General features: G+C 71.5%; 15 protein-coding genes and 3 pseudogenes. 17 read left to right on the top strand and 1 reads right to left on the bottom strand.

Annotated elements, in window-relative coordinates:
• Nucleotides 1-112: 112 nt before the first annotated feature.
• The 3 genes and pseudogenes from AB0D10_RS35010 to AB0D10_RS35000 all read left to right on the top strand — a co-directional run bounded on the left by AB0D10_RS35010 (nt 113) and on the right by AB0D10_RS35000 (nt 2,419).
• Entirely contained in the window at nt 113-826 is a 714-nt protein-coding gene (locus AB0D10_RS35010; RefSeq protein ID WP_360263425.1) for a molybdopterin-dependent oxidoreductase, read from the top strand.
• Nucleotides 810-1,403: pseudogene (locus AB0D10_RS35005) on the top strand (cytochrome b/b6 domain-containing protein); the annotation flags it as partial. The gene AB0D10_RS35010 and the pseudogene AB0D10_RS35005, both read left to right, overlap by 17 nt.
• Nucleotides 1,404-1,702: 299 nt before the next feature.
• Nucleotides 1,703-2,419, top strand: a complete 717-nt coding sequence (locus AB0D10_RS35000) for a flavodoxin family protein (RefSeq protein ID WP_360263423.1) — start codon at nt 1,703-1,705, stop codon at nt 2,417-2,419.
• Between the two features lie 318 nt (nt 2,420-2,737).
• Here the strand turns inward: AB0D10_RS35000 and AB0D10_RS34995 are convergent.
• Nucleotides 2,738-3,000 (bottom strand): annotated as a pseudogene (locus AB0D10_RS34995) (VOC family protein); the annotation flags it as partial.
• 164 nt (nt 3,001-3,164) lie between these two features.
• Here AB0D10_RS34995 and AB0D10_RS34990 point away from each other — a divergent pair.
• The 14 genes and pseudogenes from AB0D10_RS34990 (at nt 3,165) to AB0D10_RS34925 (ending at nt 14,427) form a co-directional block, all read left to right on the top strand.
• Nucleotides 3,165-3,773, top strand: a complete 609-nt coding sequence (locus tag AB0D10_RS34990; RefSeq protein ID WP_360263421.1) for a hypothetical protein — start codon at nt 3,165-3,167, stop codon at nt 3,771-3,773.
• A gap of 114 nt (nt 3,774-3,887) precedes the next feature.
• Nucleotides 3,888-4,892 (top strand): DUF1996 domain-containing protein, encoded by a 1,005-nt coding sequence (locus tag AB0D10_RS34985; RefSeq protein ID WP_360263419.1) that lies wholly within the window; start codon nt 3,888-3,890, stop codon nt 4,890-4,892.
• 59 nt (nt 4,893-4,951) lie between these two features.
• The gene (locus AB0D10_RS34980) at nt 4,952-5,512 is read left to right on the top strand and encodes a sigma-70 family RNA polymerase sigma factor (protein WP_360263416.1); all 561 of its coding nucleotides are present in this window, start codon (nt 4,952-4,954) and stop codon (nt 5,510-5,512) included.
• Complete coding sequence (locus tag AB0D10_RS34975; protein WP_360263413.1) at nt 5,509-6,237, top strand: zf-HC2 domain-containing protein; 729 nt, start codon at nt 5,509-5,511, stop codon at nt 6,235-6,237. The genes AB0D10_RS34980 and AB0D10_RS34975 overlap by 4 nt, the downstream gene beginning before the upstream one ends.
• A 116-nt stretch (nt 6,238-6,353) precedes the next feature.
• Complete coding sequence (locus AB0D10_RS34970; protein WP_360263410.1) at nt 6,354-7,328, top strand: IS481 family transposase; 975 nt, start codon at nt 6,354-6,356, stop codon at nt 7,326-7,328.
• 191 nt (nt 7,329-7,519) lie between these two features.
• Complete coding sequence (locus AB0D10_RS34965; RefSeq protein ID WP_360263407.1) at nt 7,520-7,876, top strand: hypothetical protein; 357 nt, start codon at nt 7,520-7,522, stop codon at nt 7,874-7,876.
• A 33-nt stretch (nt 7,877-7,909) separates the two neighbouring features.
• The gene (locus tag AB0D10_RS34960; protein WP_360263405.1) at nt 7,910-8,467 is read left to right on the top strand and encodes a helix-turn-helix domain-containing protein; all 558 of its coding nucleotides are present in this window, start codon (nt 7,910-7,912) and stop codon (nt 8,465-8,467) included.
• Nucleotides 8,374-8,592 (top strand): annotated as a pseudogene (locus AB0D10_RS34955) (flavodoxin family protein); the annotation flags it as partial. The gene AB0D10_RS34960 and the pseudogene AB0D10_RS34955, both read left to right, overlap by 94 nt.
• A gap of 172 nt (nt 8,593-8,764) precedes the next feature.
• The gene (locus tag AB0D10_RS34950; protein ID WP_360263402.1) at nt 8,765-9,463 is read left to right on the top strand and encodes a TetR/AcrR family transcriptional regulator; all 699 of its coding nucleotides are present in this window, start codon (nt 8,765-8,767) and stop codon (nt 9,461-9,463) included.
• Between the two features lie 54 nt (nt 9,464-9,517).
• Nucleotides 9,518-11,071, top strand: a complete 1,554-nt coding sequence (locus tag AB0D10_RS34945) for an FAD-dependent monooxygenase (protein ID WP_360263399.1) — start codon at nt 9,518-9,520, stop codon at nt 11,069-11,071.
• Nucleotides 11,072-11,391: 320 nt separating this feature from the next.
• Nucleotides 11,392-11,997, top strand: a complete 606-nt coding sequence (locus tag AB0D10_RS34940; RefSeq protein ID WP_360263396.1) for a TetR family transcriptional regulator — start codon at nt 11,392-11,394, stop codon at nt 11,995-11,997.
• Between the two features lie 99 nt (nt 11,998-12,096).
• Nucleotides 12,097-12,768, top strand: coding sequence for a cysteine hydrolase (locus tag AB0D10_RS34935; RefSeq protein ID WP_360263393.1), 672 nt, complete (start codon nt 12,097-12,099; stop codon nt 12,766-12,768).
• 388 nt (nt 12,769-13,156) lie between these two features.
• On the top strand, nt 13,157-13,549 hold the full coding sequence (locus AB0D10_RS34930; protein ID WP_360263390.1) for a tyrosinase cofactor: 393 nt from the start codon (nt 13,157-13,159) through the stop codon (nt 13,547-13,549).
• A 50-nt stretch (nt 13,550-13,599) separates the two neighbouring features.
• A complete protein-coding gene (locus AB0D10_RS34925) occupies nt 13,600-14,427 on the top strand; it encodes a tyrosinase family protein (RefSeq protein ID WP_360263387.1) in 828 nt (275 codons plus the stop codon).
• The last annotated feature ends 185 nt before the right edge of the window (nt 14,428-14,612 follow it).

Below are 14,612 nucleotides of genomic sequence, written 5' to 3'. Positions count from 1 at the left end.
GCCGGGCCCGGTTGCGGCTGTGGTCGCCGTTCCGGGCCCAGGGGTCGCCGATACCTGACGGAAATCCCCCGGCACTGGCCACGACCCCGTCCGAGCTGGTCTCATCGGGGACGTGGACAGAACTGCGGAACCCCCAGGGGGCACCCCGGTGGGACGGCGGGTCGTGCTCGGCCTGCTCGGGCTCGGCGCCGCCGGCGTGACCGTCGGCCCCTACCTCCAACGGGCACAGGACGCCGTCACCGCCGGTGACCCGACCGGGCTGACCGGCCTGCTGCCCGGCGGTGGCGGCTTCCGGTACTACTCCGTGGCCGCCTCGGTGCCCGACCGCACCGCGGACACCTACGCGTTGACGGTCGACGGCCTGGTGGACCGCCCGACCACCCACCGGCTCGCCGACCTCCGGACGATGCCGCAGCGGCGGCTGGTCCGGGACGTCCAGTGCGTGACCGGCTGGCGCGTCCCGGACACGCCGTTCGAAGGCGTGCCGCTCGCGCACCTGCTGGACGAGGCCGGAGTCCGGCCCGGGGCACGGGCGGTGCAGTTCACCTGCTTCGACGGTGCGTACACCGAGAGCCTCACCCTGGAACAGGCCCGGCGTGACGACGTCCTGATCGCACTGAAACTGCAGGACGCCCCGATCACGCACGCCCACGGCGGCCCGGTGCGGCTCTACGTCGCGCCGATGTACTTCTACAAGTCGGCGAAGTGGCTGTCCGGCATCACCGTCACCGACGCCGTCCGCCCCGGCTACTGGGAGGGGAACGGCTACGACATCGACGCGTGGGTCGGCCGCTCCAACGGGAGGGACGATGCGCCGACCGGCTGACCTCGTCCTCCGGTTCACCCGCGCCGAGCGCTGGGTCCACCGCACCACCGCCACCCTGATGCTCGTCTGCCTGGCCACCGCGGCCTGCCTCTACCTCGCGCCGCTCGCCGAACTGATCGGACGCCGACGCCTCCTGGCCAGCGTCCACGTCTGGTGCGGCCTGGCGCTGCCCGTCCCGCTGCTGCTCGGTCTCACCACCCGGGCCCTCCGGGCGGACGCGTCCCGCCTGAGCCGCTTCACCCCCGCGGACCGGACCTGGCTGCGCGCCGTCCGCACCCGCCTGGCGGTCCGCCCCGCAGGCAAGTTCAACGCCGGCCAGAAGTTGTACGCGCAGTGGACGCTCGGATCGATGCTGGTCATCCTGGGCACCGGCCTGCTGATGTGGCTCACCCACCTCTCACCCCCGGCCTGGCGGACCGGAGCCACCTTCGTCCACGACTGGTTCGCCCTGGCCATCGCCACCGTGACCGCCGGGCACATCCGGATGGCGATGGGGGACCGTGAGTCACGGCTGGGCATGCGCACCGGCCTGGTCGACCGCCAGTGGGCCGAACGCGAGCACCCGCACTGGCAGCCCGAGCCCGCACCGGCAGAACCCGCCGGGGCGCCGGCACCGCCGGGAACGCCCGCACCGCCGGGAACAGCGGAACCGCCGGGAACACCGGAACCGCCGGGAACACCGGAACCACCGACGTCACCGGAGCCACCGACGTCACCGGAACCACCCGAACGAGCCCGGCCCGTCTGATCCGCCGGCGAACGACGGCGTCCCGCCCCGACCGGCCCATCCCCACGTGCGCCCGCCACACCGCCCTGGTGAGCTGGGCCGGGAGCCGTGACCCGCCCGGCCTCCCCGCCGAACCCCGGGAGGAATCCGTGCCGGACCCATCGACGTCGTACGCCGACCTGCGCGCCCTGGTCATCAACTGCACCCTCAAGCGCTCCCCGGAACGCAGCCACACCCAGGGCCTCATCGACGTCAGCACCGGCATCCTGAAACGCCAGGGCGTCGAGGTCGAGGTGCTGCGGGCAGTGGATCTCGACATCGCGACCGGTGTCTGGCCGGACATGACCGAACACGGCTGGGAGACCGACGAGTGGCCGGTCATCTACTCCCAGGTCATGTCCGCCGACATCCTCACGCTGGCCGGACCGGTCTGGCTGGGCGACAACTCCTCCGTGATGAAGAAGGTCATCGAGCGGCTCTACGCCTGCTCCTCGATCCTCAACTCCGAAGGCCAGTACGCCTACTACGGACGTGTGGGCGGCTGTCTCATCACGGGGAACGAGGACGGGGCGAAGCACTGCGCGATGAACGTCCTCTACAGCCTCCAGCACCTGGGGTACGTGATCCCGCCGCAGGCGGACGCGGGTTGGGTGGGGGAAGCGGGGCCTGGGCCGTCCTATCTCGACCCCGGGTCGGGTGGGCCGGAGAACGACTTCACCAACCGGAACACCACGTTCATGACCTGGAACCAGCTCCACCTGGCCCGCATGCTCAAGGACGCCGGCGGCATCCCGGCCCACGGCAACCAGCGCTCCGAGTGGGACGCCGGCTGCCGCTTCGACTTCGAGAACCCCGAGCACCGCTGACCTGCCCGAACGGAGGCGCAAGCCTCTCGAACGCGGCCATGGCAGGACGTGCGACAGCAGCTTCTGCCCCAGCATCCGGGAGTTCATGACGGCGAGTCGCGATTCACGTGGGCGCGGGCGACCGCTTGGACCTTTCGCGGAGGCTCAGGTTGGTCAGGATCCGGGAGGCGTGGGTCTTGACCGCCTGGCCGCTGATGATCAGGGTTTCGCCGGTCGGGGAGGCTGGGAAGATCAACTCCGCGTCGGCAGATGTGCAAGGGAGTTGGGCCCGCGCGGGTGTCCGTCGCCTCAGGGTCCGAACGCTGACGGACAGCCGGCCTCGAACCGGGTGATCTCGCCGACGAGTTCGGCGCCGTGAGGGCACAGGCGGGCGACGGTGTCCTCGATATCCTCGTCGGCGAACATGACGCGGTGCGTACCCAGAATGTTGTGCGGCCGGTTGCGCGGCCCGGCGCTGATCGCCACGGGCTGCGGTACTTCGCGAGCTCGGGTCGGCTGTGACCGTCCGGGGTGCGGAGCATCGCGGTGTCACAGCGGACACCGTCGAGTCCGGTGCACTGGTCCGCGAAGAGTCCCTCGACGACGATGCCGACGTTGTCCGTCCGCCGACTCGCCCTGCAGCGCGTCCCCGAATAAATCTTCCGGAGCGTTGAACCACCCCCGGCTCCGGTCCGTGTACTGGGTGCGAGCGTCGAACACGACGCGTAGAAACCACCAACACACCTGCCTTCCAGGGGAGTTCGCCATGCCCAAGACTGCCAGCCGCCGCCTGGTCCTCGCCTCCGGCTTCGCCGCCCTCGCCCTCGCCGCGACCGCCTGCAGCAGCACCGCGACGACCTCCGCCGGGAGTCCCGGCGCCCCCGCCCCTGCTCCCGCCAGCAGCTCGGCGGCGCCCGCCGCCGACGCGACGGGGTCGGCGAAGCTGGTCGCGGTCGACTCCACCACGTTGGGCACGATCGTGACCGACTCCGCCGGGCGCACGCTGTACCGCTTCGACAACGACACCAACAAGCCGTCGGCCACGAACTGCACCGGCGCCTGCGCCGTGAAGTGGCCTCCAGCCATCGCCCAGGACAAGGTCACCCTCACCGGTGTCAGTTCGTCGCTGGTCGGGAGCGTGACGCGCCCCGACGGCAGCAAGCAGCTCACCCTGAACGGGTGGCCGCTCTACCGCTTCGCCGGGGACACGGCGGCCGGGCAGGTCAACGGCCAGGGTGTGGGCGGCACCTGGTTCGCCAGCACGCCCGAGGGCAAGAAGGCTCAGGCGGGCGGCCAGAACACCGCGCAGACACCGGCACCGGGTCAGGCTCCGAGCGCATCGCAGAGCGGCAGCGGCTACAGCTACGGCTACTGACGAGAGCCACGGCCACCGGCGAACAGCCGCCGGTCAGCGGCCCGCTGACCCCCGGCCGGGCCGCTGACCGGGACGGACTTGCCGCCACGACGGTGCGCTGGAGAGACTGGCGCGATGAATCCCGGTCGCGGTCGCCGTCCACTGGAGGGCCTCGCGCTGCCCGTCGGCACCCTGCTCTGCCTGGCGCTGGCCCTCGCACTCCTGACGGTGCACCTGTGGCCGCAGACCCCGGGCTCCGCCGACTACGTCGCGATCGCCGACGTCGGCACCCAGCCGCGGGCCGCCCCGCCCGGGCCGGACGCCGCCACCGGCTCGTACACCGAGGACTGCGGTCGCAACGAGCAGGGGCACCGCAACGCCGACAACGTCGTGATCTCACCAGGAGTCGTCGGCGGAGCCCACCACGTGCACGACTACGTGGGCAACCTGTCCACCGACGCCCTCTCCACCGACGACACGCTGGCCGCCGCCGGGACGACCTGTCTCGGCGGCGACCGATCCAGCTACTACTGGCCGGTGCTGCGCCGGACCGACCGGGCAACCGACCAGGCGGCCGCCCAGGACGGGTCGCACGGCAACGTCGGCGAGATCCTCGCACCGCAGGCGGTGTCCATCGAGTACCTCGGCAACGCCTGGAGCCGGGTCGTGCCGATGCCGCGCTTCCTACGGCTGCTGGAGGGCGACCCGACGGCGGCCACCAACGGCGGCGCGCAGGCCCACGCGCAGTGGGGTTGCAGTACGTTGCCCGACCGATCCACCACCCGCTACCCGCTCTGCCCGGCCGGGAGTCTGCTCACCCGTACCCTGGACTTCCCGAGCTGCTGGGACGGGCGCAGCACCGACAGCCGGGACCATCGCGCCCAGGCGGTGTTCCCCGCCGCGTCCGGCGGCTGCCCGCACGACACCTTCCCGGTCCCGCACCTGCGGGTGACCGTCAGCTACCGGCCGCCGCCGGGCGAGACGTTCGCCCTGGACGCCTTCCCCGAGCAGCACCACAGCCCGGTCACCGACCACGGCGTGTTCGTCGACGTCATGAGCGACAGCCGGATGGCAGCGATCGTGGCCTGCCTGAACGAGAACCGCAGCTGCCGGGCGACAGACCGGTCGGTCTCGGGTTGAACCTTTTCGCCGCGCCGGACGTGCTGTCCGTTGGCACATGACGACAGGGGAGTGGGCGGATGGCTGGAACACGATCCGGCGCCCGGCAGAAGGCGGCCGACGAGGCGCTGATACGGACGCTCTACGAGCAGCACGGTGGCGCCCTGCTCGCCTATGCCGTCCGGCTGACCGGCGACCGGGCTGCCGCCGAGGATGTGGTCCAGGAGACGCTGATCCGTGCCTGGCGCAACCCCGAGGTGCTGACCAACAACCTCGGCTCGGTGCGCGGTTGGCTGCTGACGGTGGAACGCAACCTGATCACCGACCGGTTCCGGGCCAGGGCGGCGCGGCCGGCCGAGGTCGCCGAGGTGTCCGAGGCGACGGCCACCGTGCCGGTGGCGCACGACCACGCGGACACCGTGGTGGAGACGCTGGTGATGACGCAGGCGCTGGACCAGCTCTCGCCGGAGCACCGCGCGGTGCTGCGGTCCATCTACTTCCAGCGGCTGTCCGTCGCCGAGGCGGCCGAGCAGCTGGGCGTACCCGCGGGGACGGTCAAGTCCCGCGCACACTACGCGCTGCGGGCCCTGAAGCAGTCGTACACCAGCCGGGCGGGGACGTTGAAGGAGGCGACGGTATGAACACCGAGCAGCACCAGCTGAGCGCGAGGCTCCTCGGTGCCTACGTCCTCGGCGTGTTGGAGGCGGCGGACGTGGACTCGGTCGAGCGGCATCTGACCGCCTGCTCGTCCTGCCGCCAGGAGGTGGCCGAATTGCGCGACCTGGAAAGGGTGTTGGACGAGGTGCCGCCCGAGCTGCTGGTGGACGGCCCTCCCGAGGGAGGTGACCTGCTGTTGCAGCGCACCCTGCGGCAGGCCCGCGCGGAGCAGGGCGTGCGACAGCGGCGGCGCTGGGCCGTGGCCGGCACGGCGGCGGCCGTCGTGGCCGCCGCCGTACTGACCGGCGGCGTCCTGCTCGGCCGGGCCACATCCCCCGCAGAGCCCTTGCCCCCCGTCGCGGTGGGCCCGGCACCGACCGCGACGGTGGCGCCCCCACCCGCCGGGACCAGGACCAACTCGGCGACCGACCGGTCGACCGGCGCACGGATGACCCTGACGGTCACCCCGGCGATGGGCTGGGTCCGGGTCAGCGCGGCGATCACCGGAATCCCCGTCGGCCAGCGCTGCCACCTGCTCGTCAACGGCAAGGACGGTGTCGCGGTGGACGCGGGCAGTTGGCTGGTCTCCCCGGTCGGCGCCAAGGCCGGCACCACCCTGGACGGATCGGCTCTGGTCGCCCCGGCGGACGTCACATCCGTGTCGGTCGTCAATGATTCGGGCCAGACCTTCGTCACCGTCCCGGTCTAGTTGTCCTGACCACGGAGGTTGGTGACGGGGCTCACGGCGCGGTGATCTTGAAATGAGTGAGGGCCTTCTGACTCGGTGTGGATTGCGACATCTGCACCAACGCCAGAAAGGCCCTCATGGCACACCGTAACGCACCGCTGACCGAGACCGGACGCCTGCGCCTGGCCCGCTGCGTCGTCGAGGACGGCTGGCCACTGCGGCGGGCGGCCGAGCGCTTCCAGGTCTCGCCGACCACCGCGAAGCGCTGGGCGGACCGCTACCGGGCGCTGGGCGAGGCCGGCACGGCCGACCGCTCTTCGCGCCCGCACCGCAGTCCCCGACGCACGGCGACCCGCACCGAACGGCGGATCATCAAGGTCCGCCTGCTCCGCCGTTGGGGACCGGCCCGCATCGCCTACCTGCTGCACCTCAACCCGGCCACCGTCCACCGGGTCCTGGTCCGCTACCGCCTCGCCCGCCTTTCCCACCTCGACCGCGCCACCGTACGCCCGGTGCGGCGCTACGAACGCGCCGCACCGGGCGAGCTGGTCCACGTCGACATCAAGAAGCTCGGCAACATCCCCGACGGCGGCGGGCACCACGCTCTGGGCCGCCAGGCCGGCCGCGAGACCGGATCCGGAGCGGGCTACAGCTATCTGCACAACGCGGTCGACGACCACTCCCGCCTGGCCTACAGCGAGATCCTGCCCGACGAACGGAAGGAGACCGCCACCGGATTCTGGACCCGGGCCAACGCCTTCTTCGCCCGGGCCGGGATCACCGTCCAACGCGTACTGACCGACAACGGGTCCTGCTACCGCTCCCGGACCTGGCGCGATGCCCTCGCCGCCGAGGGCATCGCGCACAAACGCACCCGTCCCTACCGGCCGCAGACCAACGGCAAGGTCGAACGCTTCAACCGCACCCTGCTCGACGAGTGGGCCTACGCCAGGCCCGCCGCACCGAGCAGGAACGCCGCGACGCCTACCCCGGCCGACCATGCCACCCGCACGCTCTCGCCGTCGGGCAGGCCTTCCCACACCGTCCGGTTGAGGTCGAGGAAGTACGCACGTGTCGCGTCGTGTACGGCAGGGGGAACCGGACGCGGATGAGCCGCTCTGCGACCCACAGCCTGTTCATGACGCCCTGGGTCGTGAGGTACCAGGCATGGGTGTCGTCCCATTCGGCCGGTCGTCCCGGGCGTGTGCGAATTTGTGCGCGAGGCGTGCCTTCAGGGGGGTTCGGTGGCAGCATGGGTCGCAGTCGCGAGCCGCCAACTCCACAGGGGGAAAGAATGATTGGGTTGCGCACCGCCGTTCGCCTCGCCGCCGTGACCGCCGTCGCCGCCGGCAGTCTGAGTCTCAGCTCTGGGGTGGCGTCGGCCGACGCCACCTACCCCGCCAATGTTCCCGGCTGTGCCGGAGGCATGATCGATCAGTACTACAACGGGCACGACTGGGTGCAGGGCTACGTGATCTCCACCGGGGGCAACTACTGCACGGTGAACCTCCAGCAGTCGAACGGCCGCTGGTCCAGCGCCTACAGCAACGTCCGGGGCGACGAGCACTACACCCTCCAGCTCCAGGACTCCGGAATCACCTCGTACGTCGTCGTGTGCAACACCGATTCCGGTCGGTGCGCCACCAGCGCTTCGTACTGACGGACACCGTCGATCGGGTCACCGTTGGCGGCGATGCCGGATGGCGGCAGCACCGACAGGGAAGGCTGCCGGCGACGGAAGCGTGGGTGCTCGACGACCTGGCGGGCCCGGGTGGCCCCGGTAGACGAGGTGCTCGACCGCCTGCCGGAGGACGGTGCCGAAGGTCCCGTGCTGGTTGGGACCGGGCACGGTGCCCATCGGCCCGGCAGGCCGGTCGTTCCGCGGCGTGCCGAGGTCGGTGGCGGCGGGTGTGGAGGGGCGGCGTGGCCGCTCCTCCACTGGTTGGGGACGCGCGGCGGTTGTCGCCGGACGCGCAGGAAGCCTTGCGGAATGCGGGCCGTGGCAGCCGTTCGGGCGGGGCGGGAGCGGCGTGAGGTGGCCGAACTCCTGGGCGTGAGCGCCGAGTCGGTCGCCGACTGGTGGGCGGCGTGGCAGGCCGGCGGTCGTGAGGCTCTGGTCTCCGGACGACGCGGCCGACGGGTGGGCGAGCACCAGGTGCTGGGCCCGGACCAGCAGCAGTGCGCTATCCGTGCGCGGGCGGTTCGGGCGGCCCGGAAAACGACTTCACCAACCGCAACACCACCTTCATGACCTGGAACCAGCTCCACCTCGCCCGCATGCTCATGGACGCCGGCGGAATCCCCGCCCACGGCAACCAGCGCTCCGAGTGGGACGCCGGCTTCCGCTTCGACTCCGACAACCCCGAGCACCGCTGAAGGCGAAGGTCGCCTCCTGCCCGCCGTCGATCAGGGCGCGGGCAGTCGTACGGTCCGCCGACCCGGTGGTGCACGGTTCCACTGTGGAGTGAGGCTTCACGTTGGCTCAGTGATTCAAGTTGGAGCGCTGCGCCAAGTTGGAACACTGCTCCAACTGTGCGATATTCGGACCATGCCAACACGAGCGCGCCGGACCCAGCGGCGTAACCAGGTGCTCTCCCGGGAGCAGATCATCGACACCGCGATCGACCTTCTCGATGCCGGTGGCGAGGGCGCCCTGACCGTCCGGGCGATGACCGATCGCCTGGCCACCGGGTCAGGGGCGATCTACTACCACGTCGGCAACCGGGACGAACTGCTGGACACGGCGACGGAGACCGTCATCACCGCGGCTCTGGCGACCAGGCCCGCCGGGGCACAGGCCACGCCCGCGGACGAGGTCCGCCTCGTCGCCCTGGCCTTGTTCGATGCCATCGCCGAACACCACTGGCTCGCCACGCGGTTGATCCTCCAGATCGTCCGCAACCCCGTCGGCCCGGTGACGGTGGGCATCTTCGAAAGGCTCGGCCGACAGGTGGGCGCCCTGGGCGTCCCGCAGGCCCGATGGTTCGACGCCGCCTCGACGCTCGTGCACTACATCCTCGGCGCGATCAGTCAGAACGCCCGTGTCGAGGGGGACACCTCGGGCATCGACCCCGAAGCGGACCGCGAGGAACTCTTCGACGCGACCTCGCGGGCGTGGCAGGAACTCGACGCCGAGTCCTACCCGTTCCTGCACGCCATCGTCGGCCAGATCAGGGAGCACGACGACCGCGAGCAGTTCCTCACCGGCATCGCCGTCGTCCTCGACGGCCTCACCCGCCTGCGCTGACCCCGCCCCACCGGGCCGGGCGGCCAACTGGACTTCCGTGAAGGGAAATCTCTCATGCATGACGTGGTCATCGCGGGTGGCGGCCCGGTCGGCCTGTTCCTGGCCGGCGAACTGGCCCTGTCCGGCTGCTCGGTCCTGATCCTCGAACGGGACCGGGACCTCACCTCGCCGCTGAAGGCGCTGCCGTTCGGCATGCGGGGACTGAACGCCGGCTCGGCCGAGACGTTCCACCGCCGCGGCCTGCTGGAAGCGATGCTGGAGGCCTCCGGCGCCGACCGGAAGGAGGTCGGTGCGGACCCCGACGCCAGTGAAGCGCCCGCTCCCCGCGACGTGTCCCACTTCGCGGGCATGGGCCTGGACGCGGGTGGCATCGACGCGTCCGCTCTGCCGTTCCGGCTGCCCGGTCCGGCGATGGCAGGGTTCATGACGAGCCTGGAGGCCGTCTCGACGGTGCTCACCCGGTGGGCCGCCTCGCTCGGCGTGGAGATCGTCCGGGGTGCTCCCGTCACCGCCGTGACGCAGGACGCCGGCGGTGTCACCGCCACCGCCGGCGGACAGGAGCACCGGGGGCGCTGGCTGGTGGGCTGCGACGGCGGGCGCAGCGCGGTGCGCGAACTCGTGGGCTTCGACTTCGTCGGCACCGACCCGCTGTTCACCGGCTACGTCGCCAAGGTCACCTTCGCCGACCCCCGGCAACTGCCGCTCGGCTTCAACCTGACGCCGACCGGCATGTACCTGCGCACGTCCTTCGAGGGCCATCTGGGCATGAACGACTTCGACGGCGGCACCTTCGACCGCTCCCAGCCGCTGACCCGCGAGCACCTCCAGGCGGTCCTGCGTCGCATCTCCGGCACCGACGTGACGCTGACCGACGTCGAGCTGGCCTCCAGCTTCACCGACCGCGCCATGCAGGCCACCAGGTACAGGAAGGGCCGCGTCCTGCTCGCCGGTGACGCCGCGCACATCCACTCACCGCTTGGCGGCCAGGGCCTCAACCTCGGCATAGGCGACGCCGTCAACCTCGGCTGGAAGCTCGCCGCCACCGTCCACGGCACCGCGCCCGAGGGCCTGCTCGACACCTACACCGACGAGCGCCATCCCATCGGCGCCGCCGTCCTCGACTGGTCCCGCGCCCAGGTCGCCACCATGAAGCCGGGCCCCAACGCCCCCGCCCTGCGCAAGCTGGTCCTCGACCTGCTGAGCACCCCCGGCGGGGTCACCCACGTGTACCGGCAGACGTCGGGACTGTTCCACCGCTACGACCTGGGCGGCGAGCAGCCGCTCATCGGCCTGAGCGCCCCCGACTTCCGCTTCCAGGAAGGCGCCCGCCTCGGTGAACTGCTGCGCCAGGGCCGGGGCGTGCTCCTGGACTTCGGCCGCGACCGTGCGCTGCAGACCGCGGCGGAGGGCTGGGCGGGCCGGATCCACTACGCGGCCGGACCGGTGCGCAACGACCTCGGATTCACCGCCCTGCTCATCCGGCCGGACGGCATCGTGGCCTGGGCGGACGACCACGCCGACACCGAAGCGTTCCAGCGGGCCGCGACCCGCTGGCTCGGCCACCCGCGCACCTGGGCCCCGCAGGTGGGGAGCGGCCGGGTCGAGTGAAATCGCCCCCGGCCGTGCGGCGGCCGGGTCGGGGCGAACCGTGTCCCGGCTTGGTCCGGCTTGGTCCGGGCTGGTCCGGTCCAGGCAGCGTCGTCGACCACCGTCCGGGCCGGCTACCCGTGTGCCGCGTCTTCGATTCCCGGCCGGCCAGGGCGCTTTCGCCCGCCCCGTACGGGCGGTGCGGAGGGGGCCGCGGTGTGCGAGCCGTTACGGCGTCGTCGGTTCCGGCGGCGCCGTGCAGGATTTCCTGCCGGCACCGCGCCCGTGGTCGGCGCCCCTGATTGCCAACTGGCGGGTTGGATGCTCCGTATCCTGGTCGCATGGCATGGGACACCACGAAGACCAGGAGGCTCCTGCTGGAGGCCGCCGTGGACGAGTTCGCCGCGCACGGGCCCGAGGGCGCGCGGATCGACCGGATCGCGGCCGCGGCAGGGGTCAACAAGGAACGCATCTACCCGTACTTCGGCGGCAAGCGGCAGCTCTTCGACGCCGTGGTCCAGCGCGAGCTGGAACAGCTCGCCGCCGCCGTGCCGATGGAGGGGGCGGATGGGCGCCCGGTGCAGCTCCCGGAGTACGCGGGCCGGGTGTTCGACTACCACCTCGCCCACCCGCACCTGCTGCGCCTGCTGCAGTGGGAGGCGTTGTACGGCGACGCGAACGCTCCGGTCGCGGGCGAGGAGCGGCGTGCCGCCTATTACGCCGAGAAGGTCGCCGCCGTCGCCAGGGCGCACCGGGAGGGGGAGGGCTTCGCGCGGGTCGGTGTGCCGCTGCCGCCCGGGGAGTTGCTGCTTGCGGTCGTGGCGCTGGCCGGCTGGCAGTTCGCCGTGCCGCAGCTCGCCCGCATGATCCTCGGCGGGACGGCCGATGAGGACCCGGCCGGCCGCCGGGCCGTCGTCGTGGAGCTGGTGCGCAGGCTGGAGTCCTGATTCGCCCGGACCACATCTCCAACTCGCTGGTTGGAGATGTGGTCTCTTCGCGCTAGTCTCCAACTCGCCAGTTGGAAATTTTCCGAATCGGGAGCTCCCATGACGCACGCCTCCGCACGCCCGAACGCCGCCCTGGTTCTGATCGAGTTCCAGCGCGAGTGGCTCGACCCCGAGCACGGCCGCCTCAACCACCTCGTCGAGGACCGCGACCTGCTGGACGCCGCCGTCCGCGGCGCGGCCGCCGCCCTGGCCGCCGCCCGCGCCCACGATGTCCCCGTCGTGCACGTGCCGCTCGTCCTCACCCCCGGCGCCCCGGAGCTCGCGGGCTGGACACCGGCCCGCCTGGGCCTGCGCGCGGCGATCCCGAAGGCCGGCACCTGGATCGAGGGTGACCCCGGCACCGAGTTCGCCGCGGCGTTCCGGCCCGCGCCCGGCGAGGCGGTCGTGCGTGGGCGCGCCGGCGCCAGCGCCTTCGCCGGCTTCTCCGACCTCGACCGGATCCTGCGCCGCCTCGGCGTCACCGACCTGTACCTGGGCGGCTTCGCCACCCACGTGTGCGTCGAGTCCACCCTGCGCGAGGCGCACGACCGCGGCTACACCGCCCACGTCATCCACGACGCATGCGCGGCCTTCACCCGCGCCCAGCAGGACCACGTCCGCGAACACGTGATTCACCACTTCGGGGCCGAGACCGACGCCGCCTCCTTCGCCGCCGCAATCGAAGCCGCTCGGCAGTTCCTCGCGATCGACCGCCTCGAAGCAGGTGCGTGAGCGGCTGTCGGCATCGCGCCATCCTGTTCGTGTAACGACCGTCACAAGAGGTGCGTCAAGGCCGCAGGCCTTGCGGTGCGGCGGTCGTCCGGGCGAAGGATCTTCGGTTTCCGCGCGCAGGATTCACGGCTGACCGAAGCTCTGGCTTCTGTAGAAGATGCAACATCTTTCACACGGTCGTCTTGAAATGATCACTTATGGCCCTCAGGTCGATCACACATCCGAGTTGTTCGCGTACGCCTGGTAGGAATGATTTCGAGCGGGCCGGTCGCCGACAGATCGCCCTGACCAGTGCCGACGACGCGTCCGGCAGTCGCCGTTGCCGACCGGTCCGCGAAGAACGGGGGCACTGAAAACTCTTCACAATCTCCATCTGGGGGGCACTGCCATGTCCGAAGACACCACCACCGAAATCACCCGCCGGCGGATGCTGCAAGGCGCCGTCGTCGCGACGGCCGTCGCCACGGGCACGGTCGTCCTGGGCCTCACCGGCCCGGCCGTGGCACCCGCCAGCGGCGCCGACACGCAGACCGGCGAAAGCTTCGACGAGGTCTTCCGCGGCCGCCGCATCCAGGGCATGCCGATGGCCGGCGACGGCCACCACGCGATGAGCGGCTACGCGGTGCTGATCGACGGCCGCGAACTGCACGTGATGCGCAACGCGGACGGCAGCTGGATCAGCGTCATCAACCACTACCAGACCTTCACCACGCCGCGCGCGCTGGTCCGGGCCGCCGTCAACTCCCTGAACGGCGCCGACCTGGCGCCGCTCGCCGCCTGACTCCGGACCGCACTCCGGCCTCCGCGCAGACCACCCTCAAAGGAATTCCCATGGCAGTCCGCAAGAGCCAGGCGACCCTGACGGCCGCCGAGAAGCGCGCCTTCGTCAACGCGGTCCTTGAACTCAAGCGCCGCGGCGCGTACGACGCGTTCGTCAGCACGCACAACGACTTCATCATGAGCGACACCGACACCGCCGAGCGCACCGGCCACCGCTCGCCGTCCTTCCTGCCCTGGCACCGCAGTTTCCTGCTGCGCTTCGAGCGGGCACTGCAGGCGATCGACGCCACCGTCACACTCCCGTACTGGGACTGGACCACCGACCGCACCCCGGACGCCTCGCTCTGGGGACCGGACTTCCTCGGCGGCGACGGCACCGGCACCAACGGCCGGGTGACCACCGGCCCGTTCGCGCAGGGCTCCGGCAACTGGACGCTCACCGTCAGGCCCGACACCCGCAACTTCCTGGTCCGCCAACTGGGCCAGGGCGGAGAGGACCTGCCGACCAGGGCCGACGTGGACGCCGTGCTGGCGATCGCCACGTACGACGCCGCGCCGTTCAACAGCTCCAGCGCCGGCTTCCGCAACAACCTGGAGGGCTGGGTGGGCGTCAACGTGCACAACCGGGTGCACGTCTGGGTCGGCGGCACCATGAGCACCGGAATGTCGCCCAACGACCCGGTGTTCTGGATGCACCACTGCATGATCGACCGCCTCTGGGCCGGCTGGCAGAGCCGCCACGCGGGCCAGAGCTACCAGCCGGTCCGCCGCACCAGGAACGTGGTCGCCCTGAACGACACCATGAAGCCGTGGAACGACGTCACCCCGGCCGACCTGCTGGACCACACCAAGTTCTACACGTACGACAGCGCGTACTGATCCGGCCGGTGCGGGGCGGGGGCCGGAGCAGTGGTTGACGCTCCGGTCCCCGGTGCCGCAAGGCCGGACGCGTGCCCGACGGTGACGCCCCCCCCGCGGGCCCCCCGGACGCGGGGCAACAGCGCCCGGCGCTCAGAGAGAGGAGCCACCGGGGGAGCGCCCCGCCGGGCGGCCCCGGGGGGCGG

Source organism: Kitasatospora sp. NPDC048545, from assembly GCF_040651155.1.
Taxonomy (GTDB): Bacteria; Actinomycetota; Actinomycetes; order Streptomycetales; family Streptomycetaceae; genus Kitasatospora.
The sequence above is the reverse complement of the archived record's forward strand: the minus strand, read 5'-3'. Positions and strand labels throughout refer to the sequence as shown.

Excerpts from the sequence above, each read along its gene's own strand:
- AB0D10_RS34940 (WP_360263396.1), top strand. The coding sequence starts at position 11,392 with ATGGCATGGGACACCACGAAGACCAGGAGGCTCCTGCTGGAGGCCGCC.
- AB0D10_RS34925 (WP_360263387.1), top strand. The coding sequence starts at position 13,600 with ATGGCAGTCCGCAAGAGCCAGGCGACCCTGACGGCCGCCGAGAAGCGC.
- AB0D10_RS34990 (WP_360263421.1), top strand. The coding sequence starts at position 3,165 with ATGCCCAAGACTGCCAGCCGCCGCCTGGTCCTCGCCTCCGGCTTCGCC.
- AB0D10_RS34970 (WP_360263410.1), top strand. The coding sequence starts at position 6,354 with ATGGCACACCGTAACGCACCGCTGACCGAGACCGGACGCCTGCGCCTG.
- AB0D10_RS34975 (WP_360263413.1), top strand. The coding sequence starts at position 5,509 with ATGAACACCGAGCAGCACCAGCTGAGCGCGAGGCTCCTCGGTGCCTAC.
- AB0D10_RS34985 (WP_360263419.1), top strand. The coding sequence starts at position 3,888 with ATGAATCCCGGTCGCGGTCGCCGTCCACTGGAGGGCCTCGCGCTGCCC.
- AB0D10_RS34935 (WP_360263393.1), top strand. The coding sequence starts at position 12,097 with ATGACGCACGCCTCCGCACGCCCGAACGCCGCCCTGGTTCTGATCGAG.
- AB0D10_RS34950 (WP_360263402.1), top strand. The coding sequence starts at position 8,765 with ATGCCAACACGAGCGCGCCGGACCCAGCGGCGTAACCAGGTGCTCTCC.
- AB0D10_RS34930 (WP_360263390.1), top strand. The coding sequence starts at position 13,157 with ATGTCCGAAGACACCACCACCGAAATCACCCGCCGGCGGATGCTGCAA.
- AB0D10_RS34960 (WP_360263405.1), top strand. The coding sequence starts at position 7,910 with ATGCCGGATGGCGGCAGCACCGACAGGGAAGGCTGCCGGCGACGGAAG.
- AB0D10_RS34945 (WP_360263399.1), top strand. The coding sequence starts at position 9,518 with ATGCATGACGTGGTCATCGCGGGTGGCGGCCCGGTCGGCCTGTTCCTG.
- AB0D10_RS34980 (WP_360263416.1), top strand. The coding sequence starts at position 4,952 with ATGGCTGGAACACGATCCGGCGCCCGGCAGAAGGCGGCCGACGAGGCG.